We start from the raw sequence: 26,359 nt of genomic DNA, 5'->3' as shown, positions 1-26,359 counted from the left end.
CATGACAAACTGGTCCGATGCCGCCTGGATTCTGGCGGCAAAGGCAGCCGGTGCCATTGCAGGTTCCGCTGTCTCACTCGCCTATATGCTGCCGAGGGACAAGAGCGAGGCAGCCATCCGCTTTATCGTTGGCATTGTCTGCGGCCTGGCTTTTGGCGGGCTGGCCGGTGTGAAGATTGCATCCGAACTCGACATTCGCGGCCAGCTCGGCGATGGCGAACTGATGCTGATGGGCGCCGCGGCCGCCAGTCTTGCCGCGTGGACCGCGCTTGGCATCTTTGCCCGTCTGACGGCCCGTATCGGTGAATCAAAACCTCCGCAGGATCACTCAAGTCCTTCCGGCAAAAGGGATATCGCCAATGTTGAGAAATAAGAGGTTCGAGAAGAAATTCGCTGGAGTGGCCATCGAACGGGTTGAGCTGGACGGCAGTTTTTCCGGCTATGCCAGCCTGTTCGGCGAGATCGACCTTGGCAAGGATGTCATCGCTCCCGGCGCCTTTGCCGGGTCCATTGGCAAGCGTGGCGCCGCGGGCATTCGCATGCTCTGGCAGCACGATCCCAACGAACCCATCGGCGTCTGGACCCGGATCGCCGAGGACCGGAGGGGGCTCTATGTCGAGGGCCGTTTGACCACCGGCGTTACCCGTGGGCGCGAGGTGCTGGAACTGATGCGCGCCGGGGCAATTGACGGGCTGTCCATCGGCTTTCGCACCGTCAGGGCCAAGGCCGACGGTGCGGGCATCCGGCGAATTCTCGAGGCGGACCTCTGGGAAATTTCGGTGGTGACATTTCCAATGCTGCCCTCGGCCCGCGTCGGGCAGGTCAAGGCGCAGCCGGCGGACGTTCATGCGGCGCTGGCGGCAACCTTGCGGGCCGCCGCCCAGCGGCTCCGCGCTTGAATCATTCTCTCTACTTCACACACAAAGGATTTGAAATGACCGAACAATTTTCCGCACCGGCCCCCGAAGCCAAGAGCGCGGGCACTCAGAATGTGGCCGAAGCATTCAATGACTTCATGCAGGCTTTCGACGAGTTTCGCCAGAACAATGACGACCGGATCAAGCAAATTGAAAAACGTGCCAGCGCCGATGTTCTGACCGATGAAAAGGTCGAACGCATCAATCACGCGCTGGATGAACAGAAGCGCATGATCGACCATATGCTGCTGAAGAAGGCGCGGCCCGCCCTGGAAACCGGGACGAGCCCCTTGCTGTCGCTGGAGCACAAGACCGCCTTCGACAGTTATATCAGGCGCGGGGACGAGCATGGCGTGCGCAGCATCGAAGCCAAGGCCCTGTCCATCGGCGCGGCCACGGATGGCGGCTATCTCGTGCCGCCGGAACTGGAGCGCGACATCGGCACGCGGCTGGCGGCGCTCTCGCCCATCCGTGCCCTCGCAACGGTACGGCAGGTATCCGGCTCCGTGCTGAAAAAACCGTTTGCAGTGAAGGGACCGGCCGTGGGCTGGGTTGGGGAAACCGACGCCCGCCCGCAGACGGAAGCCTCCAAGCTGGCGGAGCTGCAATTTCCCACCATGGAGCTTTACGCCATGCCGGCCGCATCCTCGTCGCTGCTGGACGATGCGGCGGTTGACGTGGAACAATGGATATCCTCCGAGGTCGAGACCGCTTTCGCCGAACAGGAGGGGCAGGCCTTCATCAACGGCAATGGCACCAGCCAGCCCAAGGGTTTCCTGACCTATGACAGTGTCGCCGATGCGATCTGGAGCTGGGGCAAGCTGGGCAGCGTTTCGACCGGGATTACCGGCGGCTTTGCAGCCTCGAACGCCTCGGATATCCTGTTTGATACGGTTTACACGCTGAAGGCCGGATACCGGCAGAATGCCAGCTGGGTGATGAACCGCAAGACGCAGGCTGCCGTGCGCAAGCTCAAGGACAATGACGGCAACTATCTGTGGACACCGCCCGCAGCACCCGGCCAGCAGGCCTCTCTGCTGGGCTTCCGGCTGACCGAGGCGGAAGCGATGCCACCGATGACAACCAGCGGCGCTGCCATTGCCTTCGGCGATTTCGCCCGCGGCTATCTGGTGGTGGATCGCACCGGCGTGCGGGTCCTGCGCGATCCCTATTCCGCCAAACCCTACGTGCTGTTTTACACGACCAAGCGCGTGGGCGGCGGCGTGCAGGATTTCGATGCGATCAAGCTGCTGAAATTCGCCGTATGACGCGCTGACATAAGCATCGGCATACAGCCCGGCACCTCTCTCAACCAATCCAGGAATTCCCATGACCATCACTGTTGTAACGCCGCCGGCTGTGGAGCCGGTGGCGCTGGCGGATCTGCGCCAGTTCCTGCGGTTGAGCGGAACCGGCGACGATGCGCTGCTCTGCGGGCTGCTGAAGGCGGCCCGCGAAACACTGGAGGCCCTGACCGGACTGGTGCTGATCAAACAGCGGTTGCGGTTTTATATCGACCGCTGGCCAAGCGACGGCCTGATAAGAATCGATCGCTATCCCGTGCAATCCGTCGCTTGCGTCACGGCCTACGAGCCTGACGGGGTGCCGGTCATTCTTCCGGCAGCGGAGATGCATCTGGAGACCGCAACCCGTCCGGCACGGCTGCATCTGCAATCCCCAGCCCATGGGCTGGGCGGACTGGAGGTCGATGTCATTGCCGGGTTCGGCGAAATGGGGGTGGACGTGCCGGATGCGCTCAAACACGCGCTGATGACCCTGGTTGCCCACTGGTATGAGTTTCGCGCGACCTTTGGCCCGGCCGATCATCCCGCCTCTCTCACGCCTGCATTCGAGCGGGTCGTCAATCTCTGGCGAAGGGTCTCGCTCTGATGCCGACCCTGTTCATTGATCCCGGCAAACTGGCGCATGAACTGCAGCTGGAACGGGCGGTTCTTGCCGATGACGTGGTGAACGGCAGCGTCGAACAATGGCAGGAAATAGCGACGGTCTGGGCGCATATCGAGCCGGCGGGCGCCGGTACGGTGTTTTATGGCGGCCAGGGCCTGGCCGAAACCACACATCGCATCACGCTGCGGGGGCGGGATGATCTGAAAAGCGGCATGCGCCTGCGCAAGGGAACCCGCATTTTCCGGCTGGTGACAATTCACGATCCCGATGAAACCGGACGATATCTCGTCTGCCGGGCACGGGAGGAGGGGCTATGAAACTGAGCCTGCAAATAACGGTTGAGGATCTGATCCGGACGCTGCGCTGGTGCGCGATCGAACTGCGCGAAGCGGGGGCAGACGCGTCAAGACCGGCTGGACACGAACAGGATGCGCCGGACAAACGAAAGCCTGTGCGATGACCAGTGCCGGGCTTCAACTGCAAAAGGCACTGTTGCAGGCCCTCAAGGCGGATGCGGGGCTCAATGAATGGGTGAACCGGCGGGTTTTCGATCATGTGCCGCAGCAGGCTGAGTTTCCCTACGTCACCTTCGGAACGGCCAGCACCTATGACTGGAGCACATCGACCGAACGCGGCGGCGAACATTTGCTGACGTTGCATGTCTGGACACATCGGGCCAGCCGGAAAACCGTCTTCGACATTGTGGACCGGATCGAGCGGCTCCTGCTGTCAGCGCCGCTGGCCCTGGAAGGGCACACACTCGTCAGCCTCCGCCTCGAATACACGCAGACGGCGCTGGCCGACAGCCGCGACAGCTTCGCCGGTATCATGCGGTACCGCGCGGTGACGGAAGATATCTAGGCCGCACACGGCAGGACATCCGCCGGGTGTCCGTTTTGCATGGAGGACTTCAAACAATGGGCGCCCAGAGAGGCAAGGATATCCTGCTCAAGCTGCAGGAGGCAGGCGGCAGGTTCGTTACCTGTGCCGGGCTGCGGTCCAACCGCATCGCCTTCAACACGGAAACCATCGATGTGACCGACGCCGATGCGGCCGGGCGCTGGCGCGAACTTTTGGGCGGCAGCGGCGTACAGCGCGCGTCGATCAGCGGCTCGGGCCTGTTCAAGGATGCGCAGTCGGACGCGCTGATCCGGCGGGCATTTTTTGCCGGCGATATCCTGACATGGCAGATCATCCTGCCGGATTTCGGCTCGCTGCACGGGTCTTTCCAGATCACCGCGCTCGAATATGGCGGCAAGCATGATGGCGAGGTGACCTTTGACATCGCGCTGGAATCCGCCGGCCTCATCCGCTTTACCGAGGCGGCATGATGGCAAACCGGCATCGCGGTGAGATCAGCGCCGTCCTGGACGGGCGCGAATGGACATTGTGCCTGACGTTGGGCGCATTGGCCGAATTGGAACACGCCTTCATGGCGGCCGACATGGGCGCGCTGTTGCAGCGCTTTTCCGGCGGTACGCTTTCGGCCCGTGACGCAGCAAAGATCATTGCGGCCGGGCTGAGGGGTGGCGGCAACAGCATAACGGCGGAGGAGGCGGCGCAGATGCGGGCGGAGGGCGGGGCAACGGGTTTTGCCCGCATCGTCAGTGAACTGCTGGCGGCAACCTTCGGTGAATCAAAGACGGAGCAATCCAGCGCAAACCCTTGAATGCCGCAGCAGATTCCGGCCCGGCCTTTCCGTGGGCGGCCCTGATGGGCGCAGGTTTTGGCCTGCTGCGGCTTTCCACACACGACTTCTGGGCAATGACGCCACGGGAAATCTGCGCGGCCTTTGCCGAGCCGACGGGACACGCAGGCCTCTCCCGTCCGCGGTTCGAACAGTTGATACAGACGTTTCCCGATGAGCCGGCTTTGGGCGAGGAACAGCCATGAACGATAAAATGACGGTGGAGATCGATGCCGATACATCCGGCTTCGAGAAGGCCTTGTCCGACCTGAAGGGCCAGTCCGAGCAATTCGGCCGCGCCCTGACCGGGTCATTGAAAAGTGCCGTGATGAGCGGCAACGACCTCGGCGATGTGCTGCGGCAATTGGGGCGGGACATGGCCAGGATGGCGCTGACGACAGGCATGAAATCGCTCGAGGATTGGAGCGCGTCAATGTTTTCAGGCCTGCTGGGTGCGGCAAAACCCCATGCGAAGGGCGGCGTGGTTTCCAGCCCCACCTATTTTGGCGCGGGCGGTTCGCTGGGACTGATGGGCGAGGCGGGTGCGGAGGCCATCATGCCGCTCGCGCGCGGCGCCGACGGCAGGCTGGGTGTTGCCGCCCAGGGCGGCGGTGCGCCGGTGCAGGTGGTCCTGCATGTGAATACGCCCGACGCCGCCTCCTTCCGCAAATCGGAAGCCCAATTGACCGGCATGCTGGCGCGCGCAGTGCGCCGCGGCACGCGCACCCTATAGGAAACAATGCGATGGAGGCTTTCCATGATGCCCGGTTTCCGCTCGGCATATCCTTTGGCGCAACGGGCGGACCGGAATGGAAGAACGAAATTGTAGCGCTGACCTCGGGGCACGAACAGCGCAATGCGCGCTGGGCTTCGTCGCGTCATCACTATGATGCGGGAACCGGTGTGCGATCGCTGGCCGATCTGGAAACGGTTCTTGGCTTCTTCGAAGCCCGGCGCGGTTCGCTGTATGCATTCCGTTTCCGCGATCCTTTCGATCATCAGTCGTGTGCGGCTGGAAAACCGATTACGGCGACGGATCAGCATCTGGGTTCGGGTGACGGGAAACAGGCGGCTTTCCAGCTGCAGAAACGCTATGGCGACTATCGGCGCACCATCACCAAGCCGGTGCCGGGCACCGTGCGTATTGCGGTGGCCGGCTTGGAAAAGCAGGAGCCGGCCGATTTCACGGTCGATGTGCTGACGGGCCAAGTCACGTTCAAACCAGACCGCGTACCTCCTTCGGGGACGGATGTGACTGCCGGTTTCGCCTTCGACGTTCCCGCCCGCTTCAATGCGGACAGGCTGACCGTCAGCATCAAATCGTTCAAGGCGGGCGAAATACCCACTATTCCGATCATTGAGGTGAAGACATGAGCCATCTTATGCCCGAGCTTGAATCACATCTTGCAGGCGATGTGACAACCCATTGTTTTTGCTGGATTATACGCCGGGCTGACGAGGTTGTCCTGGGTTTCACCGACCATGACCGGATATTGAATATTGAGCGCGTGGCTTGCGAACCGCAGACGGGCCTGATGGCCAGCGAGGCGACAAGCGCACTGGGACTGGCCGTCGACGGCGCTGAGGTCGAGGGCGCGCTGTCGTCGCACCGCATTATCGAGAGCGATGTGGAATGCGGTGCGTTCGACAATGCCCATGTCGAAACATTCCTCGTCAATTGGGCGGCCCCCGAGCAGCGTGTCCTCCTACGGCGGGCAAGGATCGGCACGGTTACCCGCAGCGGCGGCCGTTTCGTGGCGGAACTGAAAAGCAGCGCCGTCGATCTCGACAGGGTGAAGGGGCGGCGGATCACGCGGCTTTGCGATGCGGAGATCGGTGATGCACGCTGCGGCTATAGCGGCGGCAAAGAGAACGGCAGCGTTGCAGGCGTGATATCGGACCGCGCCTTTCTGGCCAGCGGCCTGCATGCGGCCGCTGCGAACTGGTTCCGCAATGGCGTGCTCACCTGGGATTCCGGCGGCAATGCCGGCCGCACCAATGTGGTGACCGGGCAGGAGACAGCGGGGAACGATATCCGGCTCGATCTGCGCGATTCGCCGATGCCGGACATGCGGAAAGGCGATATGTTTTCGCTGCAGCCGGGCTGTGACAAGAGCTTTGGCACCTGCAAGACGAAATTCAGCAATGCGGCCAATTTTCGCGGATTTCCGCATCTGCCGGGCAATGACGCCGCCTACAATTATGCCGACGGATCGGGCAATTTCGACGGCGGCGTGCTGGTGCCATGACCATCGCAACCGACGTTGTCGCCGAAGCGCGCCGCTGGATTGGTACGCCATACCGGCACGGCGGCTCCACGCTCCAGGTCGGCTGTGATTGTCTTGGGCTGGTGCGCGGCATCTGGCGCACCTTGTACGGATGCGAACCGGAAGCGATTCCCGTCTATTCCGCCGACTGGGCGGAAGCAGGGCGCGGCGATCCGCTTGTGCAGGCAGCGAGGCGTCACATGGCCGAGAAGCCCGTGCAGGATGTGGTCACCGGCGATCTCATCCTCTTCCGCTGGCGGGACGGCATGGCAGCCAAGCATCTCGGCATTGTGACGGGCGAGGAACGCTTCATTCACGCCTATGAGGGGCACCGGGTCATGGAATCGGCGCTGGTGCCGCAATGGCGAAAACGCATCGCGGCGGTCTTCGCCTTTCCCGCTCGCAGATAGGAATCACCCGGCATGGCCACGCTTATTCTTCAAGGGGTCGGCGCCTATATCGGCAGCGCCGTGAGTTCGCTGGGCGCCTATCTGATCGACCGGGCCTTCTCCGGGACAAAGCATATCGAGGGGCCGCGCCTGGCTTCAATGAAGCCGATGACCGCCGAGGAGGGTGCCGCGCTGCCGAAAGTCTATGGCGCGGTGCGGCTGACCGGCACCCTCATCTGGGCGACCCGCTTCGAGGAAGTGAAGTCCACGCACCGGAGTGGTGCCAAGGGCGGGCCGAAGGTGACGGACTATTCCTATGCTGGCAATTTTGCCATTGCGCTGGCGGAGGGTGAAATCAGCCTTGTCAGGCGGATCTGGGCTGACGGCAGGGAAGTGGACCAGAATGCGGTTACGCTGCGCGTTCACAAGGGCAGTGCGTCGCAATTGCCCGATCCGCTGATCGAGGCGAAACAGGGAACCGGCAACGCGCCGGCCTATCGCAACACCGCCTATGTGGTGTTCGAGCGGTTTCCGCTTGAGGTATATGGCAATCGCATACCGCAATTCCAGTTCGAGGTGGTACGCGCCGTCGCCGCGCTTGCCCGCGATCTCAAGGCGGTCGCGCTCATTCCCGGGGCCACCGAATTCGGTCTGTCGCCCACCCCGGTCACCTGCGAGCCCGCACCCGGCGAAACGCGCGGCCTGAACCGCAATTGCCTGCGCGGCGCAACCGACTGGCAGGCTTCGCTCGACGAATTGCAGGCGCTTTGTCCCAGTCTGGAAAATGTTGCCATTGTCGTGCCGTGGTTCGGCACGGATCTGCGCGCTGGCCATTGCCGCATCCGGCCGGGCGTGATGGACCGCGAGGGCTATGACGAAAGCGAGGCGTGGCGGGCAGGCAATGTCGATCGCGACGGGGCACATCTGATGTCGCGCAGCGGCGATTGCGCCGCCTATGGCGGCACGCCGTCGGACCGCAGCGTCATCGAGGCGATCCGCGCAGCGAAGGCGCGGGGCCTGAAGGTAACGCTCTATCCATTCCTGATGCTCGATATCGCTGCCGGTAATACTTTGCCCGATCCCCATGGCGGTATCACGCAGGCGGCCTATCCGTGGCGCGGCCGTATCAGCTGCCATCCGGCGCCCTATCGGCCGGGCAGCAGCAATGGCACGGATGCGGCGGCCGCAGAGGTCGCCGCTTTCCTGGGGGCGGCCGAGATCCGCTCGTTCGGAACCGATGACGGATCGGTGATCTACCGTGGCAAGGCCGATGACTGGGGGTATCGGCGCTTTATCCTGCATCTGGCGCATCTTGCCGTCTGCGCCGGCGGTGTGGATGCCTTTCTGCTCGGCTCGGAACTGTGCGGTCTGACCAGCATCAGGGGAACGGGTGACAGTTTTCCCTTTGTCTCCGGCCTTTGCGCGCTGGCGGACGATGTCCGAGCCGTGCTCGGCAGTGGCTGTATTTTGACCTACGGCGCGGACTGGACCGAATATTTCGGTCATCACCCGCAGGACGGATCGAACGACGTTTTCTTCCATCTTGATCCGCTGTGGGCGCATCCGGCCATCGGCGCGGTCGGGGTCGACAATTACATGCCGCTCAGCGACTGGCGCGACGAGGACTACAGCGCCCCGAGCGCCAATGGTTTTTCCGGCCCCTATGATCTCAAAGCTCTGCAAGGGCAGATTGCCAGCGGCGAGGGCTTTGACTGGTATTATGTGTCGGATGCGGATCGAACCGCACGGCGGCGCACGCCGGTCACCGACGGATCGGGCAAGCCATGGGTCTACCGCTACAAGGACATCGAGGCCTGGTGGAAAAACCCGCATTACAATCGCAAGGGCGGCGTCGAGAGCGCCCAAGCCACGGCGTGGCAGCCGATGGGTAAGCCAGTCTGGCTGACGGAATTGGGTTGTCCGGCTGTCGACAAGGGCCCCAATCAGCCCAATGTCTTTCCCGATGCCAAATCCTCCGAGGGGGCGTTTCCGTATTTTTCTGGTCATGGCCGCAGCGACCTCGCGCAGAACCGTTTTCTACGCGCCCATCTAGACCATTGGCGCAGCCATGGCGGCAGCATGCTGAATACAAGCCGCGTTTACGTCTGGGCCTGGGATACGAGGCCGTTTCCGGAATTTCCCCTCAGCCGCAAGCTCTGGTCCGATGGCGACAATTGGACGTCGGGACATTGGCTCAACGGCAGGCTTTCCGGGGTTGCACTCGATGAGCTGATTGGCGCTGTTCTCGCCGATTTCGGTGTTGACGGGGTGGATGCGAGCGCGGCAGATGGCTTTGTCAGTGGTTTGATTGTTGAAGAGCCTGCCCATGCCCGGTCGGTCCTTGAGCCGCTGCTCGAGGTGTTCGGCATCAACGCTTTCGAAGACGGTGCGACGCTGGTGTTTCAAAGCGCGGCGCGTATGCCTGCGCAAACCACCCTGATCGATGAATTCGTCGAGCCTGACGACAGGGGGCCGGTGCAGCAGAAACTGCATGAAATCATGGAGCAGCCTGCTAGGGTCGAAATCGCCTATCGCGACGCCATGCTCGACTATCAGGTGGCGATGGCATCCGCCAGCCGGCCGGACGGCAAGGGAACCGAAAATCTCGCCGTTGCCGCCATGCTTGAGGCGGGGCAGGTCAAAGGCCTGGCGGAGGACTGGCTGCAGGCACGCCGCGCCGCCCGGCGGACCATATCGTTCGAATTGCCGTGGAAGCATGCTGCATTGACGGTGGGCAGCCGTATCCGGCTGGACGGCTCCGCGCCAGTCAAGGATTACATCGTCACGTCAATTGAGGACGGCGCAACCCGCCGTGTCGAGGCAAAAGGCCTGCCCCGGCATGTGCCGCACGCGGACCGGGCGGGATTACCCGCGTCCGCAATGGCGGCAACGGCGGCGGTGTTCGGCCGTCCGCGTTTTCATCTGTGCGATCTGCCGATGTGGCCGGGTGCTGAAAATCCGCTTGATCAATTGCGGGTTGCCGCCTTTGCCAGGCCATGGGCGGGTGCATCCGTCCATGTCTCGCCGGAAGACACCGGCTTTGCGGCCCGCGCCGTATTGCCGGAGCGGGCGGTGATGGGCAGGCTGGCCAAAGCATGCCCTGGCGGCGCCAGCGGCCGCTTGCTGAACAATACCGGTCTTGAAATCGATCTCCACTTCGGCGCGCTGCGATCCACCACATTGCCGCAGCTCTTCAACGGGGCGAATTCGGCCCTTCTGGCCTCTCCCGACGGCCAATGGGAAATCCTGCAATTCCACCATGCCGAGGAGATCGCTGCCGACCGGTGGCGTTTGTCCGGGCTGTTGCGCGGGCAATGCGGAACCGAACGCGAAGCGCTGCAGCCGCGGGAAAAGGATACGCCGTTCATCCTTCTCGACGGTGCGGTAATGCCGGCGGGATTGAAAGCACGGGAAACGGGGTTGGTCTTGCGCTGGCGCATCGGCGCTGCGGGACAGGATTTCTCCGACCGCTATTTCAGCACGGTAACAATCGCCGGAGGCATCCGGGCGCTTGAGCCGCTCGAACCCGTCCACCTCAGCTGCAGGGCAGATGACCGCGGCGACCTGCATATCACCTGGATTCGGCGCGGGCGCATTGACGCGGACAGCTGGCTGGCCACCGAAATTCCGCTTGGCGAGGAGCGGGAGGCCTATCGGGTCGAGATACGCAACAGCGGCAAATTGATCCGGTCGGCCGAGGTTGCACGGCCGCAATGGCTTTATCCGGCGGCACTGCGCCTGGCGGATTTCGGCAGTCTTGCAAGCGCGGTCAATTTCAGCGTCGCCATGATTTCCAGTGCTGCCGGTACGGGCAGATTTGCCCGCGCCATTTTCGATACGCAGACAAAATCCCTTTAAAATCAAACTGTTTCATAAGGAATTGATTATGACCAATGAAAAACAATGGTACCAGTCCAAGACCATATGGGCAGCAGTGGCAACGATCATCCTGTCATGCTCCAGCTTCTTCAACGTGTCGCTCGATCATGATGTCGAGGCAAAGCTTGCCGATACGATCATGCAGTTTCTGACGGCGCTCAGCGGCATTGCCGCGCTTTTTGGCCGGTTGAGTGCAACCGCGCTCATTTCACGTAAAGAAATATAGTGTTAAAAGACGTGACCTGTGGCAAACCTGTTATCGAAGGCTTACGCCACGTCCAACTGTTCATGCATCGTTCAGACTGCGATTGATAATAATAGCGCCATGATGAAACACACACTTTTCTCCTTGCCCCTAGCGGCCCTGATTTCAGCATCCGGCGTGCTTCATGCCGGGGCGGTTCCGATTGCACCTGATGCGTCGCAGAACAGTGCGTTGCTTCAGCTGGCTGCTGCCGACTGTTCGCAGGTCGGCCAGCAGGTAGCTCAGTCCCAGGGAGGCACCCTGGCGCGCGCCACCTCGCAGACGCAGAACGGCCGCGAAGTTTGCGTGGTCGTGGTGCTCATTCCCGGCAAGGACGGTGAACGTCCGCGCCGCGTCGAGGTTGCGGTTCCAGCAAACTGAACCGGATGCCGTTTGATCTGTTGTTCCGCCTGTCCGGGGAAAATTGCGCATGAGAATACTCATCGTTGAAGATGATCGTGATCTGAATCGCCAGCTGGTCGAGGCAACGACCGAAGCCGGCTATGTGGTGGATCACGCTTTCGATGGCGAAGAGGGGCATTTTCTCGGCGATACGGAACCCTACGACGCGGTGATCCTCGATATCGGCCTGCCGCAGATGGACGGGCTGACAGTGCTGGAGAAGTGGCGGCGCGACGGGCGCATCATGCCGGTGCTGCTGCTGACGGCACGCGACCGCTGGAGCGACAAGGTGGCCGGTATCGATGCCGGGGCCGATGACTACGTCGCCAAGCCGTTTCACATCGAGGAAGTGCTGGCGCGCCTGCGCGCGCTGATTCGCCGTGCGGCGGGTCATGCATCGTCAGAAATCACCTGCGGTCCGCTGCGCCTTGACACCAAGACGTCGAAGGCGGCGGTCAACGGCACAACCCTGAAGTTGACCTCGCACGAGTTCCGCCTGTTGTCCTACCTCATGCACCACATGGATGAAGTGGTTTCGCGCACCGAGCTGGTGGAGCACCTCTACGATCAGGATTTCGACCGTGATTCGAACACGATCGAGGTGTTTGTCGGGCGGCTGCGCAAGAAAATGGGTATCGATCTGATCGAAACCATCCGCGGCATGGGGTATCGCATCAAATCCCAGGACAACAAGGCCTGACGGGCAGGAGCAGGGCAAACGCGTGATCTTACGGCTGACCCGCTATCTCCCCAATGTCCGGTCACTCTCCCTGCGCGTCATCCTCTTCTCGACGCTGTGGACCATTGTATCCTTCGTTGCCATCGCGACCATCATTTCGGCACTCTATGGCGAAGCGCGCCAGCACAGCTTCCAGCAGCTGCTGTCGGCGCATCTGTTCAGCGTCATCGCTTCCGTCAGCGTGAATGACGGCACGCTGGTTGGACGGCCGGACCCCGGCGAAGTGCGCTACTCCAGCCCGTTTTCCGGCTGGTACTGGTCCGTCGATCCGGTCGCGGACAATCTCAAGGGCTCATTGCGGTCGATCTCGCTGGGCGGGAAGAGCATCGATTCCCCGTCAACCCTGATGGTTCCCTTCGATACCTCGTTCCAGCGTTCGTATACGGAGCCCGGCCTGAAGGGCGAACAACTCTCCATCGTCGAGACGGAAGTCGTGCTGGATGCGGAAAACCGCGTCGCCCGCTTTCGCGTGATGGGCAATCTCAGCGAACTGGAAGGCGAAATCGCCGATTTCCGCAATACGCTCTATTTTTACCTCGGTGTTTTCGGCATTGCCGGAACGCTGATCAATGCGGCGGTCATCCTGTTCGGCCTGCGCCCGCTCGACCGCGTGCGCCGTTCGCTCGCCGATATTCGCGAGGGCAAGGTTTCGCGGCTCGACGAGGATCTGCCCATCGAGATTGCGCCGCTGGCGCGCGAAATGAATGCGCTGATCGAAAACAACCGCCGCATCATGGAGCGCTCGCGCACGCAGGTGGGCAATCTCGCCCATTCCCTCAAAACGCCCCTGTCGGTTCTCGCCAATGAAAGCCGGACAATCGGCGGCGCAAAAGGCAAGATCGTTGCCGAACAAAGCGCGGCCATGCAGGTGCAGATCCAGCACTATCTGCAGCGGGCCCGGGTGGCGGCGCAGCGCGACAGCGTCGTCTTTCGCGCATCCGTCACGCCGATCCTGGCGCGGCTCGTGCGCGTCACCGCCAAGCTCAATCCAGGCATGGACATGCGTTTCGACAACAGGATGCCCGACGCCGTGTTTGCGGGCGAGCAGGAAGATCTTGAGGAAATCGTCGGCAATCTTCTGGAAAATGCCGGGAAGTGGGGACGCAGCGCCATCCGGCTTACCGTGTCGGCAGCGGGTCCGGAAACCATGGACAATGCATTTGATATCAGCGTCGAGGATGACGGTCCGGGTCTCGCGCCCGGCCAGATCAAGGATGCGCTGACACGCGGGAAACGCCTGGACGAGAGCAAGCCGGGAACCGGCCTCGGCCTGTCCATCGTGCATGACACCGTGCGCGAATATGGCGGAACGCTGCGCCTGGAACGCAGCGAGGACCTTGGCGGTTTGCGCGCGCGGATCACGCTTCCGGTGGCCGGGGATTGAATGGCGCTTGCAACCGCACGCCCAATCGGGTCATAAGTAATTGCCAGCTATTGCCTTTGTTGCGAGGCCCCGTAAAAACGGACCCATGATGAAATCCCAGATTGCTCTTTCCCTTATTGCCGTTCTTCTTCTTTCCGCATGCTCGACCACGTCGGGCGCCAAGGGCGGAGGCACTTTTGCCCGCCTGACCGGCAAATCGTCCCAGCCGGCAAGCTCGGGCGTGCTTGCGCCGCTCGGCAATGGCCTGCTCGGAAGCCGCCTGGCGGCTTCGCTCGATCCGGCGGACCGCAAGAGCGCGCTGCAGGCCGAATATCAGGCACTGGAATATTCACCGGCCGGCAAGGCTGTCGACTGGAAGAACAGTTCGGGCAGCCGCAGCGGCGAAGTGGTGGCGGCGCAGCCCTATCAGGTCGGCTCGCAGAACTGCCGCCAGTATACCCACACCATCCGCATCGACGGAACGCCGCAGACGACCCGCGGGACCGCCTGCCGCAATGAAGACGGCAGCTGGACGCCGCTGATCTGACGCTTCCATAGCCTGGTCATTTGCCCGCTTTGCGGCGAATTGCCCTAGCCGTGAAATCCATTTGGATTTTACGGCGCTTGCAGACTATGTCTCAACGCATGGTTTTCTGGATTTCTGCCGCACTGTTGACCGTTATCGCAACGCTCGTGGTGCTCTTGCCGCTGACACGCCGCGTCAAAACAAGCGTGTCGGACAACACATATGATGTCGAGGTTTACCGTGATCAATTGCGGGAACTGGAGGCTGACGAGAAGCGCGGCATTATCGATGCCGCCAGCAGCGAACAGGCGCGCGCTGAAATCAGCCGGCGTCTGCTGAAGTCGGCTGCCGCTGCCGAAGCCGATAAAACGGTCTATCGCCCGCAGAAGAGCGCCACCCGCGAATGGCTGACACTGGCGACCGTGCTGGCCATTCCGCTGCTGTCCTGGAGCATTTATGCTAAGACCGGCTCGCCCGATCTGCCGGCGCAGCCGCTGGCCGAGCGCCTGTCCCGTCCGGCGGATCAGGCGACACCCGCCGAATTGATTGCCCGCGCCGAAGCGCATCTCACCCTCAATCCCGATGACGGGCAGGGATGGGAAGTGCTGGCGCCGATTTACCTGCGCACTGGACGTCCCGCCGATGCGGTGACCGCATACCGCAATGCCATCCGCCTGAACGGTGACAGCGGTCCGCGCCAGATGGGTCTGGGCGAAGCGTTGAGCGCGGCTGCAGGCGGCACGATGACGCCCGAGGCGGAAGCCAGTTTCAACCGGGCGCTCACGCTCAATCCCGGCGATATGCGCCCGCAATTCTTCATCATCAATGGCTGGATGCAGCAGGGCAAGCTGGTTGAATCGCGCGACCTGATCCGCAAGCTGCTGGTCGATGCGCCGAGCGACGTGCCGTGGCGCGACGAGGCGCAGGCGGCGTTGACACGCCTCGACAAGGAAATCGCCGGCGACGCGCCCGATGTCAGCGACATCGACAGGGCGACAGGTCCCGATGCCTCGCAGGTCGAGGCGGCGGCTGGGATGAATGTGCAGGACCGCGCGGCCATGATCGAGGGCATGGTCTCCAGCCTTGCCGAAAAACTCAAGCAATCACCCGACGATGTCGAGGGCTGGGAAAAGCTGGTCCGGTCCTATGTGGTGCTCAACCGCCCCAATGATGCGCTGGAAGCGCTGGCAAATGCTCGCAAAGTGTTGAGCGCCGATAAGGTTGCGCGTCTCGACGCAGTCGCCGATGATCTGGGTCTGGTGGAACAGCCCGGCGACACGCCGCGGGAGAAGAAATAATGACGCGCAAGCAGAAACGGCTTTCGGTGATCGGCGGTGCTCTGGTGGTGCTGGCCTGCGCGGCCGGGCTGGTGCTGTTCGCGCTGCAGCAGCGGATTGCGTTTTTCCGCATGCCGTCGGACATCGCCGCGGCGGACCTGCAATCGGAATCGCGGTTCCGGCTGGGTGGCCTGGTCGAAAAGGGCAGTGTGGTGCGTGGCACCGGCACACGGATCACCTTTGCTGTCACCGATCACATCAAGAGCGTGCCGGTGACCTATGACGGCATCCTTCCCGATCTCTTTCGCGAGGATCAGGGTGTGGTGATCGAAGGCAGGTTTGCGCCGGGCGGTGCGTTTCAGGCGGACAGCGTGCTTGCCAAGCATGATGAAAACTATATGCCCAAGGAAGTTGCCGACAGTCTGAAGGCCAAGGGCGTCTGGCAGGGGGAGAACAAGCAGCCATGACCGTTGAACTCGGACATTTCGCACTGGTTCTGGCGCTCGCCCTGTCCATCGTGCAAGCAGTGGTTCCGGTGTGGGGCGCACGGCGCAATGACGACCGCATGATGGCCGTTGCCGTTCCCGCCGCCTTCACCGTCTTTGCCCTGATCGCGCTTGCCTTTGCCGCGCTGACATCTGCTTACATTGTGTCGGATTTCTCCCTGCAGAACGTCTGGGAGAATTCGCATTCGCAAAAGCCGATGCTGTACAAGATCACCGGCGTCTGGGGCAATCATGAGGGCTCCATGCTGCTGTGGGTGCTCATCCTGACATTCTTCAGCGCACTGGTTGCCTTTTTCGGCAACAATCTGCCGCCCTCGCTCAAAGCCAATGTCCTGGGCGTGCAGGCCTGGATCGGCTCGGCCTTCCTGCTGTTCATCGTTGCCACGTCCAATCCGTTCACGCGCACCAGTCCAGCGCCCATCGAAGGGCAGGATCTCAATCCGATCCTGCAGGACATCGGCCTCGCCATCCATCCGCCGCTGCTTTACCTCGGCTATGTCGGCTTTTCCGTCTGCTTCTCCTTTGCCGTGGCGGCGCTCATCGACGGGCGTATCGACGCCGCCTGGGCGCGCTGGGTGCGGCCATGGACGCTGACGGCCTGGATGTTCCTGACCGGCGGCATCGCCATGGGCTCCTACTGGGCCTATTACGAGCTTGGCTGGGGCGGCTGGTGGTTCTGGGATCCGGTTGAAAATGCCTCGTTCATGCCATGGCTGGCAGGCACGGCGCTGCTGCATTCGGCCCTGGTGATGGAAAAGCGCTCGGCCCTGAAAATCTGGACGGTGCTGCTGGCAATCCTCACCTTCTCCCTGTCGCTGCTCGGCACTTTCCTCGTCCGTTCGGGCGTCCTGACCTCGGTGCATACCTTCGCCACCGATCCGGGCCGCGGCCTGTTCATTCTTGCCATTCTCGTGCTTTTCATCGGCGGATCGCTGGCACTGTTTGCGCGCCGCGCCCAGACGCTCGCGCCGGGCGGGCTGTTCCAGCCGGTCTCGCGCGAAGGGGCGCTGGTGTTCAACAACCTCTTCCTGACGACCGCTGCGGCCACCGTGCTGATCGGCACGCTCTACCCGCTGCTCCTGGAAACATTGACCGGCGAAAAGATTTCCGTCGGGCCGCCGTTTTTCAACATGACCTTTGGCCCGCTGATGATCCCGCTGCTCGCCGCCGTGCCGTTCGGGCCGCTGCTGGCATGGAAGCGCGGCGATATCCTTGGCGTCGCCCAGCGGCTGATGATGGCGTTCTTTCTCGCCCTGCTGGTGGTGGCCGTGGTGCTCTACAAGACCTCGGGCACGGCAGTGTTTTCGGCGTTCGGCATCGGCCTGGCGTTCTGGCTGATGCTGGGCGCACTGACCGATCTTTCCCTGAAAGCGGGCGTCGGCAAGGCGCCCGTCAGCGTCATGCTGCGGCGGCTGGCCGGCCTGCCGAAATCGGTGTTCGGCACAGCCTTTGCCCATTTCGGCCTTGGCGTTACGCTTCTGGGTATCGTTGCCGTTTCGACCTTTGCCACGGAAGACGTGACGGTGATGAAGCCGGGCCAGACCATGCGTGTGGCCGATTATACCCTGCGCTTTGACCGCATCGATCCGGTCAAGGATTCGAATTTCACCGAGGATCAGGGCAAGTTCACCATCCTCGACAGCGCAGCGCGGGAGGTGGACACGATGATGTCATCCAAGCGCTTCTACCCCGTGCGCAAGATGCAGACCACTGAGGCGGGCATCAAGACATTCGTTTTCAGCCAGCTCTATGTCTCGCTGGGTGACGCGACGCCGGATGGCGGCATGGTGGTGCGGGTCTGGTGGAAGCCCTATGTCACGCTGATCTGGCTCGGCGCGCTGGTGATGATGGCGGGCGGTGCCATGTCCCTGGCTGACCGGCGCCTGCGGGTCGGCGCACCCGGCAAGGCAAAAGCCGCCAGGCCGCAGCGGGCGCGGGGAGCCGTGGCATGAGACGCGCGCTCGCCGCGGTTTTGCTGTTGCTGACGGCCCTGACCTTTGCGGCGACCGGCGCACGCGCCGTCTCGCCCGACGAGATGCTGGCCAACCCGGCACTGGAGACACGGGCGCGCACGCTTTCCACCGAGCTGCGCTGCATGGTGTGCCAGAACCAGTCGATCGATGACTCCAACGCGGATCTCGCCAGGGATTTGCGCGTGCTGGTACGTGAACGGCTGACAGCGGGGGATACGGACGAGCAGGTGCTCGATTTTATCGTCGCCCGCTACGGTGAGTTCGTCCTCCTGAAGCCGCGCCTGATGCTGAGCACAATCCTGCTGTGGGGATTTCCCGTTGCGGCGCTGATTGCCGGTGCCATCGCCATCGTGGTTTCGATTCGCCGCCGCCGCCGTTCCCCTCAGGAAACGGCGCCGCTGTCCGACAGCGAAAAGAAGCAGCTCAAGAAACTTCTGGCTGCTTCCAACGATTGATCCGCAACCACTATTTGCGATGTGCGCCGATGACCGATTCCACATTCTGCCGGTGGACCGGCTCATAGGGCGCATAATAGGTGAGCACGCCCGAGCGGAAATCGTCGGCCGTAAACGCCTGCAGGTCATCGCCAGCCAGTTCCGGCTCGTTGCGCAGGCGCATCAGCTTGCTGACATAGCGCCCCGTGGCGGCAATCAGTTCCGGCCCGTATCCGCCAGCCACGATCACATTCTCGGCGCCGTGATTGGGTAGGATTTTTTCAATATCCCAGGTTGAAATCCGTTCCAGATCGAGCAGGTGGTTTTCCAGCCGCTCCGGTTCCGCCACATAGGTGATCGGCTCTTCCAGCGTGTCGCCGGCAAACAGCAGCTTCAGATGCGGCAGGATCATCACCGTGCCGTCATGGCTGTGAATATCCACGTGGCGCAGCTGCACGGCGATATCGCCAACATTCAGATCGCGCTCGCCCGTAAAAATGCTGTTGGGCATGACCAGCGGCCGGATGGGCGGCGTGCCGTTCTCCAGCCGTTCCCTGTTGCCGGTGAGCGCCTTGGCCGTCAGATCATTGGCGATGATCTCGCAATCGGCGAAAACGGCATTGCCAGCCACATGGTCCACATGCCAGTGGCTGAGCACCACGCGGATATGGCGCACGCCCGCCTCCTGCAGCGCGTTGCGGATCAATGCCGCATGCTGGTTTGAAATACTGGTGTCATAAACGAGAGCTTCCTCGCCGGAAACGATGGCGTAGGAACACAGGCCGAGTGTATAGGCCCCGTCATCCAGCCAGTTTGGATCGGCGGAATAGGCGCGCGCGCCCTCTATCCTGCCATCGTAAAATGCATAAACGCCCGGATAGGGCTGGTGCGTACGCATTGTAGATCCGAGCGGCGGCATTGATGGCATATGGACTATCCTCCAGTGACTGACGAATCGCAGCGCCAGAAAATTATCTTACAAATTTGTCATGTTGCGGAAATGGCGGCGTAACGTTCTTATCTGTATCACTGTTGGTTATTAAACGGTCGGATTTCCGATCGGGCGTCCAAGGAGAAAGTTTTATGTCTAACAATCGTACGTCCTCCACTTACCGCAAGGGCATTGCTGCCGCGCTGCTCGCTTCGGCGCTCGCCGGGGGACTGCTGGCGACTGGCCCGCTCGCTGCCGTTGTGCCTGCGCAGGCTGAAGCCGTGCGTGTTGACGGCTCGCAGCAGCCCGGCTTTGCCGATGTCGTTGAAAAGGTGAGTCCCGCTGTTGTCAGCGTCCGGGTGAAGAGTTCGGTCCAGCAGACCGCCGATGACGGGTCGGGCATTCCCGGCTTCGACCAGCTTCCCGACAATCATCCGCTCAAGCGCTTCTTCTATGAATTCGGCGGTCCGAACGGCCAGCGCGGCATGCAGCAGCGCAAGGGTCCGCGCGATCACCAGAACCGTCCAGACCGCATGCGCCCCACCGCTCAAGGGTCGGGTTTCTTCATTTCGGAGGATGGCTATCTCGTCACCAACGACCACGTGGTCGAAGATGGCAGCACCTATACGGTTGTTCTCAATGACGGCACCGAACTCGATGCCAAGCTGATCGGCAAGGACAAGCGCACCGATCTCGCCGTGCTCAAGGTCGATGACAAGCGCAAGTTCACCTACGTGTCCTTCGGCGACGACAACAAGATGCGTGTCGGCCAGTGGGTCGTTGCGGTCGGCAATCCGTTCGGTCTCGGCGGCACGGTGACGGCCGGTATCATCTCGGCCCGCGGCCGCGATATCGGCGCCGGTCCCTATGACGACTTCCTGCAGATCGATGCGGCCGTCAACAAGGGCAATTCCGGCGGGCCGGCTTTCAACCTGAACGGTGAAGTCGTCGGCATCAACACCGCAATCTACTCGCCGTCCGGCGGCAGCGTCGGCATTGCCTTCGCCATCCCGTCGACGACGGCCAAGATGGTCGTGGACCAGCTGATCAAGACCGGCACCGTATCGCGCGGCTGGATCGGCGTGCAGATACAGCCCGTCAGCAAGGAAATTGCCGAATCGCTCGGTCTTTCCGAAGAAAAGGGTGCGCTGGTTGCCGAACCGCAGTCCGATGGTCCTGCCGCCAAGGCCGGTATCCAGTCGGGCGACGTGATCACCGCCGTCAATGGCGACACGGTTTCCGATCCGCGTGATCTGGCCAAGAAGATTGCCGCGATCAATCCGGGCAAGGATGCCGAACTGACAGTCTGGCGCAAGGGCGAGGCCAAGTCGCTCAATGTGTCCATCAAGTCGATGCCCGGCGATGACAAACAGGCATCGAACAAGGACAGCGGCGGCAAGCATCAGGACCCGGCTTCGGTGCTGGATGATTACGGCCTGACGGTTGTTCCTTCCGACGATGGCAAGGGTGTCGTGGTGACCGACGTGGATCGCTCCGGCGATGCCGCCGACAAGGGCATCACGACCGGCGACATCATCGTCTCGGTCAACAACAAGCCGGTCAAGAGCGGCTCCGACATCGATGCGGCGATTGCCGAAGCGACGAAGAGCGGCCGCAAGGCAGTTCTCCTGCAGGTGCAGACCAATGACCAGTCGCGGTTCATCGCTCTGCCCATCAACCAGGGCTAACCGGTCAGGATGGGATTGCAGCGGCGCTGCACCTGTCCCCCGTTAGCGCCAAAGCAAAGGGCAGCAGATTGTCGACAGATCTGCTGCCAGCTTGCCGTAAAGGGTGCCATCGCAATGGTGCTTACCTCCGTCTCAAAACCGGCTTAGTATAATTGCCATGAAGATTCTCGTTATTGAAGACGACCGTGAAGCGGCCCGTTATCTGGAAAAGGCCTTTGCCGAGGCGGGTCACTCCGCCGATCTGGCGGGGGATGGCGAGACCGGCTATGCCCTGGCCGAGCAGGGCAGCTATGATGCGCTGATCGTTGACCGCATGCTGCCGCGCCGTGACGGCCTGTCCGTTGTCGCGGCCCTGCGCGCCCAGGGCATCGATACGCCGGCACTCATTCTTTCCGCGCTGGGCCAGGTGGATGACCGGGTGACCGGCCTGCGCGCCGGCGGGGATGATTATCTCACCAAACCCTACGCATTCTCGGAATTGCTGGCGCGCATCGAAGTGCTGCAGCGCCGTTCCAGCCCGAAAGAGGCGGAAACCATGTACCGGGTCGGCGATCTGGAACTCGACCGCCTGTCCCACACGGCCAAGCGTGCCGGACAGGCCATTGTCCTGCAGCCGCGCGAATTCCGCCTGCTGGAATATCTGATGCGCCATTCCGGTCAGGTGGTGACCCGTACCATGCTGCTCGAGCATGTCTGGGATTATCACTTCGACCCGCAGACCAATGTGATCGACGTGCATGTCTCGCGCCTGCGCGGCAAGATCGAGAAGGGATTTGAAACGCCCCTGCTGCACACGGTGCGCGGCGCCGGCTATATGCTCAAGGCTGGCGGACTCGATGCATGAGCCGATTTCTTGCCATGATGAAAATGACAGCCGTCCGGCTGTCAGCGCTGTATCTTCTGCTCTTTACCGTTTGCGCCATCGTGCTGGTCTTCTACATGACCAGTCTTTCCGTCAATCTTCTCACATCCCAGACTGAGGCCGCTGTCAACGAGGAGGTCGAAAGCGTCGGCCAGTCCTATCAGCGTGCGGGTATTGCCGGTCTTGTGCGCTCGGTTGACCGGCGCAGCCGTCAGCCCGGCGCCTATCTCTATCTCGTCGCCGATCCCGCCGGACGCATCGTCGCCGGCAATGTCCAGAGCATCGAGGCGGGCGTTCTGCAGACCGATGGCTGGATCGAGCGGCCGATTGCCTATGAACGCTACGGCGAAACCAGCAGCGATCCGCAGGTGCACACCGCCATCGCGCGGGTGATCGTCATGCCCAATGGCATCCGTGTCATGGTCGGCCGCGATCTGGGCGAGCCGGAAAAGATCAGGCTCGTGGTCCGGCGCTCGCTCGGCGCGGCGCTGGGCATCATGGGCATCGGCGCATTCCTGATCTGGTTTTTCGTCGGGCGGCGCGCATTGCACCGGATCGACGAGGTTTCCGCCGCGTCGCAGCGTATCATGGGCGGCGATCTCGCCGGGCGTTTGCCCGTCAGCGGTTCGGGTGATGAGTTCGACCGTCTGGCCGCCAATCTCAACGGCATGCTGGCGCGCATTCAGGAATTGAACGAGGGGGTGCGCCACGTCTCCGACAATATTGCGCATGACCTCAAGACACCGCTGACCCGCATGCACAACCGGGCGGAATCGGCCCTTGCCAATGCCACGACCACCAAGGCCTATCGGGCTGCGCTGGACGGGATGATTGCCGATTCCGACCAGCTGATCCGCACCTTCAATGCCATTCTGATGATCTCGCGGCTGGAATCCGGTTATTCCTCCGAAACGATGGAGCTGTTGCCGCTCTCGACTGTTGTGCAGGACGTCTACGAGCTGTACGAGCCCACGGCTGAAGACGCGGGCATCCGCTTCGCGTTGGGTGCGGAGGATGCAACGCCGGTCCGCATCAACCGCGAATTGGTCGGGCAGACCATCTCCAATCTCGTCGACAATGCCATCAAATATGCCGGCGGCGGTGAAAAGCCGGTGGAAATATCCCTCGCTGTGGAAAAGCAGGACCACACCATCCGGGTGATTGTCGCGGACAATGGCCCGGGCATCCCGCCCGATCAGGTGGATCGGGCCACGGAGCGTTTTGTGCGCCTTGAGGAAAGCCGTTCGCAACCGGGGTCAGGACTGGGTCTCAGTCTTGCCAAGGCGGTGATGAAATTGCACGGTGGTACTCTGGAATTGCAGGACAATGCTCCGGGGCTGCGCGCTGTGCTCGCTTTCCCGGTGGGGGAGGAGACCAAATGAATGTCAGGACCAGGGCATCCGGCCTTGATGATGCAGCGTTTTTCGCCCGCGATCTGCGCCCGCTGACACCGCTGGACAAGAAGGCGGCTGCCGCCTTTCTGGCCGAGCTTGCCGGCAGCGCAGCCGACAAGGAATGCCCTGCCACCGCCGGTGTGAAGGGCCATGCACAGGCGGCGGCCTTCCTCGCGGCTGTCCTCGACCTTTCGCCCTATCTGCGCACGGTCTTCATCCGCCGCCCTGCCATCCTGGAACCGCTGTTCGCCATGCCGCTGGCACAGCGTCTTGAGGCGCTCATGCAGAGTGTGGCGGCAAGCTCGGAAGCCGAAAACATCACAGAAACCGGCATCATGGCTGTCCTGCGCCAGCTGAAGCTGGAGGGGCATGTGCTGATTGCGCTGGGCGATCTTTCCGGCGTGTTCGATACGGCAGAAACAACCCGCTGGCTGTCGCGGCTGGCGGAAGAAAGCGTGCGGGCGGCGGTGCGGTTCCTGCTGCGCGATGCGCACGAGTCCGGCAAACTCAAGCTTCCGGACCCGCAACACCCGGAAAAGCAGTGCGGCTGGATCATCCTCGCCATGGGCAAGTTCGGCGCGTTCGAACTGAACTATTCCTCCGATATCGACCTGATCGTCTTCATTGACGAGCACAGCCCGGCCATTCCCGATCCCTATGAATGCGTCGAAACGTTTTCGCGGCTGACGCGGCGTCTGGTGCGCATTCTGCAGGACCGCACCGCCGACGGCTATGTCTTCCGCACGGATCTGCGCCTGCGCCCGGATCCCGGATCAACCCCGCTGGCAATTCCCGTCGGTGCAGCGCTCAACTATTACGAGGGGCGCGGCCAGAACTGGGAACGCGCGGCCATGATCAAGGCGCGGCCCGTCGCCGGCGATATCGCGGCGGGCAAGCAGGTGCTGGCGGAGCTTGCGCCCTATGTCTGGCGCAAATATCTCGACTATGCGGCCATTGCCGACGTGCATTCGATCAAGCGGCAAATCCATGCCCATAAGGGCCACGGCGAAATTGCCGTGCGCGGGCACAATGTCAAGCTTGGCCGGGGCGGCATCCGTGAAATCGAATTTTTCGTTCAGACCCAGCAGCTGATTGCCGGCGGCCGCTTTCCGCAGCTGCGCGGCTCGCGCACGGTGGACATGCTGGCGGCGCTCAACGGTCTTGGCTGGATCAGTGCGGAGGCACGCGACACGCTGGTGGAGAAATACGGGTTTCTGCGCGATGTGGAACACCGCATCCAGATGATCGCCGATGAGCAGACCCACATGCTGCCGGAAGACGACGAGAATTTCCTGCGGGTGGCCCACATGATGGGCTATCGCGACGGCGAGACCTTTGCCGCCGATTTCCGCCAGTCGCTGAAAACCGTCGAGACACACTATGCGGCGCTGTTCGAACAGGCGCAGGAGCTGGCGGGCGAGGCCGGCAATCTGGTGTTCACCGGCGATGTCGACGATCCCGACACGCTGGAAACCCTGACAAAATTCGGCTTCGAGCGCCCGAGCGATATCTGCCGCGTCATCCGCACCTGGCATTTCGGCCGCTACCGCGCCACCCAATCGGCGGAATCGCGCGAACGCCTGACTGAACTCACGCCGGTGCTGCTCAAGGCGTTTGGTGCGACGAGCCGGGCCGATGAAGCGCTGATGCGCTTCGACGAGATGATCAAGGGCCTGCCCGCGGGCATCCAGCTGTTCAGCCTTTTGCAGTCCAACCCGCGGCTGCTCGACCTGCTCGTCCTGATCATGGGCGCGGCACCGCGCCTTGCAGACATCATCACACGCAAACCGCATGTCTTCGATGGTATGCTCGATCCCGCCATCTTCGCCGATATCCCGACCCGCGCCTATCTGGCCGACCGGCTGGAAAACTTTCTCGGGCCTGCCCAGGTCTATGAGGATATTCTCGACCGCCTGCGGATTTTCGCGGCGGAGCACCGCTTTCTCATCGGCATCCGGCTTCTGACCGGCGCTATTGACGGTATTCGGGCCGGCAAAGCCTTTTCCGATCTCGCTGATCTCGTCATCGACCGGGCCCTGCAGGCGGTGATTGACGAATTTGCCAGCAAGCATGGCGTGGTGTCGGGCGGGCGCATCGCCATTCTGGGCATGGGCAAGCTCGGCAGCCGCGAGCTGACGGCGGGGTCCGATATCGATCTCATCCTGCTCTATGATCACGATGCGGATGCCGAGGAGTCCGATGGCGAAAAGCAGCTGGCGCCGTCGCAATATTATATGCGGCTGACCCAGCGCCTGATTGCAGCGCTGTCCGCGCCGACGGCGGAGGGCGTTCTCTACGAGGTGGATTTCCGTCTGCGCCCCTCCGGCAACAAGGGGCCTGTGGCAACGCACATCGATTCCTTCCGTAAGTATCAGCGTACCGAAGCCTGGACCTGGGAACACATGGCGCTGACGCGGGCGCGGCCGGTGGCGGGCGATACCGCGCTGTTCGGCGAGATCGAGACGGATATCAGCGCCATTCTCGCGCTGCCGCGCGATCCGGCCAAGATCGCCAAGGACGTAGCCGAAATGCGGGCGCTGCTGGAAACCGAGAAGCCGCCGCGCGATGCCTGGGACATGAAGCTGATCCCCGGCGGCATCATCGATCTGGAATTCATTGCCCAGTTCGCCGTGCTTACCGGCAATGTCGAGGGCCCGATCATTGCTCATTCGACGGCCGAGGTGCTGACGAAACTCAAGGCGGGTTTCGCCGCGCCCGACGTGACGGATCAGCTGGTGGGCGCTGCCAATCTCTATACGGAACTGACGCAGATCATCCGGCTTTGCCTGAACAGCGACACACGGCGCGAGGATTTTCCGCCCGGTCTTGGCGATTTGCTCTGCCGCGCCTGCGATCTTCCCGACCTCGGGCGGGTGGAAACCCATCTGGAAGACACGGCCAAATCGGTCCGCAAGACATTCAACGCGGTGCTGCGTGACGTCCGGGCGAGTAAATCCAACGGAAAATAGAGCG

General features: G+C 62.2%; 29 protein-coding genes. 28 read left to right on the top strand and 1 reads right to left on the bottom strand.

The window, feature by feature from the left end; all coding sequences use genetic code 11:
• Position 1: 1 nt before the first annotated feature.
• The 24 genes from C5750_RS20255 to C5750_RS20145 all read left to right on the top strand — a co-directional run bounded on the left by C5750_RS20255 (position 2) and on the right by C5750_RS20145 (position 18,532).
• A complete protein-coding gene (locus C5750_RS20255) occupies positions 2 to 373 on the top strand; it encodes a DUF6107 family protein (RefSeq protein ID WP_105736092.1) in 372 nt (123 codons plus the stop codon).
• A complete protein-coding gene (locus C5750_RS20250) occupies positions 360 to 899 on the top strand; it encodes an HK97 family phage prohead protease (RefSeq protein WP_105736090.1) in 540 nt (179 codons plus the stop codon). The genes C5750_RS20255 and C5750_RS20250 overlap by 14 nt, the downstream gene beginning before the upstream one ends.
• A gap of 35 nt (positions 900 to 934) precedes the next feature.
• Positions 935 to 2,185, top strand: a complete 1,251-nt coding sequence (locus tag C5750_RS20245) for a phage major capsid protein (protein ID WP_105736088.1) — start codon at positions 935 to 937, stop codon at positions 2,183 to 2,185.
• 61 nt (positions 2,186 to 2,246) lie between these two features.
• Positions 2,247 to 2,807, top strand: a complete 561-nt coding sequence (locus C5750_RS20240) for a head-tail connector protein (protein WP_105736086.1) — start codon at positions 2,247 to 2,249, stop codon at positions 2,805 to 2,807.
• Positions 2,807 to 3,142, top strand: a complete 336-nt coding sequence (locus tag C5750_RS20235) for a phage head closure protein (protein ID WP_105736084.1) — start codon at positions 2,807 to 2,809, stop codon at positions 3,140 to 3,142. Before C5750_RS20240 ends, C5750_RS20235 begins: the two co-directional genes overlap by 1 nt.
• Positions 3,139 to 3,285 (top strand): hypothetical protein, encoded by a 147-nt coding sequence (locus C5750_RS26640; RefSeq protein WP_158531340.1) that lies wholly within the window; start codon positions 3,139 to 3,141, stop codon positions 3,283 to 3,285. The genes C5750_RS20235 and C5750_RS26640 overlap by 4 nt, the downstream gene beginning before the upstream one ends.
• Entirely contained in the window at positions 3,282 to 3,686 is a 405-nt protein-coding gene (locus C5750_RS20230) for a DUF3168 domain-containing protein (RefSeq protein WP_105736082.1), read from the top strand. Before C5750_RS26640 ends, C5750_RS20230 begins: the two co-directional genes overlap by 4 nt.
• Before the next feature lie 56 nt (positions 3,687 to 3,742).
• A complete protein-coding gene (locus tag C5750_RS20225) occupies positions 3,743 to 4,156 on the top strand; it encodes a phage major tail protein, TP901-1 family (RefSeq protein WP_105736080.1) in 414 nt (137 codons plus the stop codon).
• Positions 4,156 to 4,494, top strand: coding sequence for a gene transfer agent family protein (locus tag C5750_RS20220; RefSeq protein ID WP_105736172.1), 339 nt, complete (start codon positions 4,156 to 4,158; stop codon positions 4,492 to 4,494). The genes C5750_RS20225 and C5750_RS20220 overlap by 1 nt, the downstream gene beginning before the upstream one ends.
• Positions 4,491 to 4,718 carry a rcc01693 family protein gene (locus C5750_RS20215; protein ID WP_105736078.1) on the top strand — a complete coding sequence of 76 codons (228 nt, stop codon included), beginning with the start codon at positions 4,491 to 4,493 and terminating at the stop codon, positions 4,716 to 4,718. The genes C5750_RS20220 and C5750_RS20215 overlap by 4 nt, the downstream gene beginning before the upstream one ends.
• Positions 4,715 to 5,245: a phage tail tape measure protein gene (locus C5750_RS20210; RefSeq protein WP_105736076.1), complete on the top strand. Its 531-nt coding sequence runs from the start codon at positions 4,715 to 4,717 to the stop codon at positions 5,243 to 5,245. The genes C5750_RS20215 and C5750_RS20210 overlap by 4 nt, the downstream gene beginning before the upstream one ends.
• Positions 5,246 to 5,256: 11 nt before the next feature.
• Positions 5,257 to 5,886 (top strand): DUF2460 domain-containing protein, encoded by a 630-nt coding sequence (locus C5750_RS20205; RefSeq protein ID WP_105736074.1) that lies wholly within the window; start codon positions 5,257 to 5,259, stop codon positions 5,884 to 5,886.
• A complete protein-coding gene (locus C5750_RS20200; RefSeq protein ID WP_105736072.1) occupies positions 5,883 to 6,761 on the top strand; it encodes a DUF2163 domain-containing protein in 879 nt (292 codons plus the stop codon). The genes C5750_RS20205 and C5750_RS20200 overlap by 4 nt, the downstream gene beginning before the upstream one ends.
• Entirely contained in the window at positions 6,758 to 7,189 is a 432-nt protein-coding gene (locus tag C5750_RS20195) for an NlpC/P60 family protein (protein WP_105736070.1), read from the top strand. Before C5750_RS20200 ends, C5750_RS20195 begins: the two co-directional genes overlap by 4 nt.
• Before the next feature lie 12 nt (positions 7,190 to 7,201).
• On the top strand, positions 7,202 to 11,026 hold the full coding sequence (locus C5750_RS20190; RefSeq protein WP_105736068.1) for a baseplate multidomain protein megatron: 3,825 nt from the start codon (positions 7,202 to 7,204) through the stop codon (positions 11,024 to 11,026).
• Between the two features lie 28 nt (positions 11,027 to 11,054).
• On the top strand, positions 11,055 to 11,273 hold the full coding sequence (locus tag C5750_RS20185; RefSeq protein ID WP_105736066.1) for a hypothetical protein: 219 nt from the start codon (positions 11,055 to 11,057) through the stop codon (positions 11,271 to 11,273).
• A 99-nt stretch (positions 11,274 to 11,372) separates the two neighbouring features.
• Positions 11,373 to 11,672, top strand: a complete 300-nt coding sequence (locus C5750_RS20180; RefSeq protein WP_105736064.1) for a hypothetical protein — start codon at positions 11,373 to 11,375, stop codon at positions 11,670 to 11,672.
• A 49-nt stretch (positions 11,673 to 11,721) separates the two neighbouring features.
• Entirely contained in the window at positions 11,722 to 12,393 is a 672-nt protein-coding gene (locus tag C5750_RS20175) for a response regulator transcription factor (RefSeq protein WP_105736062.1), read from the top strand.
• Between the two features lie 79 nt (positions 12,394 to 12,472).
• The gene (locus C5750_RS20170) at positions 12,473 to 13,816 is read left to right on the top strand and encodes an ATP-binding protein (protein WP_165403445.1); all 1,344 of its coding nucleotides are present in this window, start codon (positions 12,473 to 12,475) and stop codon (positions 13,814 to 13,816) included.
• Between the two features lie 88 nt (positions 13,817 to 13,904).
• Positions 13,905 to 14,342 (top strand): hypothetical protein, encoded by a 438-nt coding sequence (locus C5750_RS20165; RefSeq protein ID WP_105736170.1) that lies wholly within the window; start codon positions 13,905 to 13,907, stop codon positions 14,340 to 14,342.
• A gap of 98 nt (positions 14,343 to 14,440) precedes the next feature.
• Positions 14,441 to 15,619: a c-type cytochrome biogenesis protein CcmI gene (ccmI, locus tag C5750_RS20160; RefSeq protein ID WP_105736058.1), complete on the top strand. Its 1,179-nt coding sequence runs from the start codon at positions 14,441 to 14,443 to the stop codon at positions 15,617 to 15,619.
• Complete coding sequence (gene ccmE / locus C5750_RS20155) at positions 15,619 to 16,065, top strand: cytochrome c maturation protein CcmE (protein ID WP_105736056.1); 447 nt, start codon at positions 15,619 to 15,621, stop codon at positions 16,063 to 16,065. The genes ccmI and ccmE overlap by 1 nt, the downstream gene beginning before the upstream one ends.
• Positions 16,062 to 18,056, top strand: coding sequence for a heme lyase CcmF/NrfE family subunit (locus C5750_RS20150; RefSeq protein ID WP_105736054.1), 1,995 nt, complete (start codon positions 16,062 to 16,064; stop codon positions 18,054 to 18,056). The genes ccmE and C5750_RS20150 overlap by 4 nt, the downstream gene beginning before the upstream one ends.
• Complete coding sequence (locus tag C5750_RS20145) at positions 18,053 to 18,532, top strand: cytochrome c-type biogenesis protein (protein ID WP_105736052.1); 480 nt, start codon at positions 18,053 to 18,055, stop codon at positions 18,530 to 18,532. Before C5750_RS20150 ends, C5750_RS20145 begins: the two co-directional genes overlap by 4 nt.
• A gap of 10 nt (positions 18,533 to 18,542) precedes the next feature.
• Here the strand turns inward: C5750_RS20145 and C5750_RS20140 are convergent, their stop codons facing one another.
• Positions 18,543 to 19,409 carry an MBL fold metallo-hydrolase gene (locus C5750_RS20140; RefSeq protein ID WP_245421175.1) on the bottom strand — a complete coding sequence of 289 codons (867 nt, stop codon included), beginning with the start codon at positions 19,407 to 19,409 and terminating at the stop codon, positions 18,543 to 18,545.
• Between the two features lie 185 nt (positions 19,410 to 19,594).
• On the opposite strand from C5750_RS20140, the gene C5750_RS20135 reads away from it, so the two are divergent.
• The 4 genes from C5750_RS20135 to C5750_RS20120 all read left to right on the top strand — a co-directional run bounded on the left by C5750_RS20135 (position 19,595) and on the right by C5750_RS20120 (position 26,355).
• Complete coding sequence (locus C5750_RS20135) at positions 19,595 to 21,130, top strand: Do family serine endopeptidase (RefSeq protein WP_105736048.1); 1,536 nt, start codon at positions 19,595 to 19,597, stop codon at positions 21,128 to 21,130.
• Between the two features lie 157 nt (positions 21,131 to 21,287).
• The gene (locus C5750_RS20130) at positions 21,288 to 21,974 is read left to right on the top strand and encodes a response regulator transcription factor (protein ID WP_105736046.1); all 687 of its coding nucleotides are present in this window, start codon (positions 21,288 to 21,290) and stop codon (positions 21,972 to 21,974) included.
• A complete protein-coding gene (locus C5750_RS20125) occupies positions 21,971 to 23,374 on the top strand; it encodes a sensor histidine kinase (protein ID WP_105736044.1) in 1,404 nt (467 codons plus the stop codon). The genes C5750_RS20130 and C5750_RS20125 overlap by 4 nt, the downstream gene beginning before the upstream one ends.
• Positions 23,371 to 26,355: a bifunctional [glutamine synthetase] adenylyltransferase/[glutamine synthetase]-adenylyl-L-tyrosine phosphorylase gene (locus C5750_RS20120; RefSeq protein ID WP_105736042.1), complete on the top strand. Its 2,985-nt coding sequence runs from the start codon at positions 23,371 to 23,373 to the stop codon at positions 26,353 to 26,355. The genes C5750_RS20125 and C5750_RS20120 overlap by 4 nt, the downstream gene beginning before the upstream one ends.
• Positions 26,356 to 26,359: the final 4 nt, after the last annotated feature.

It is taken from the genome of Phyllobacterium myrsinacearum (assembly GCF_002980555.1).
In the GTDB taxonomy this organism is placed as follows: Bacteria; Pseudomonadota; Alphaproteobacteria; order Rhizobiales; family Rhizobiaceae; genus Phyllobacterium; species Phyllobacterium myrsinacearum.
This window is presented reverse-complemented; position numbering and strand designations above follow the sequence as displayed.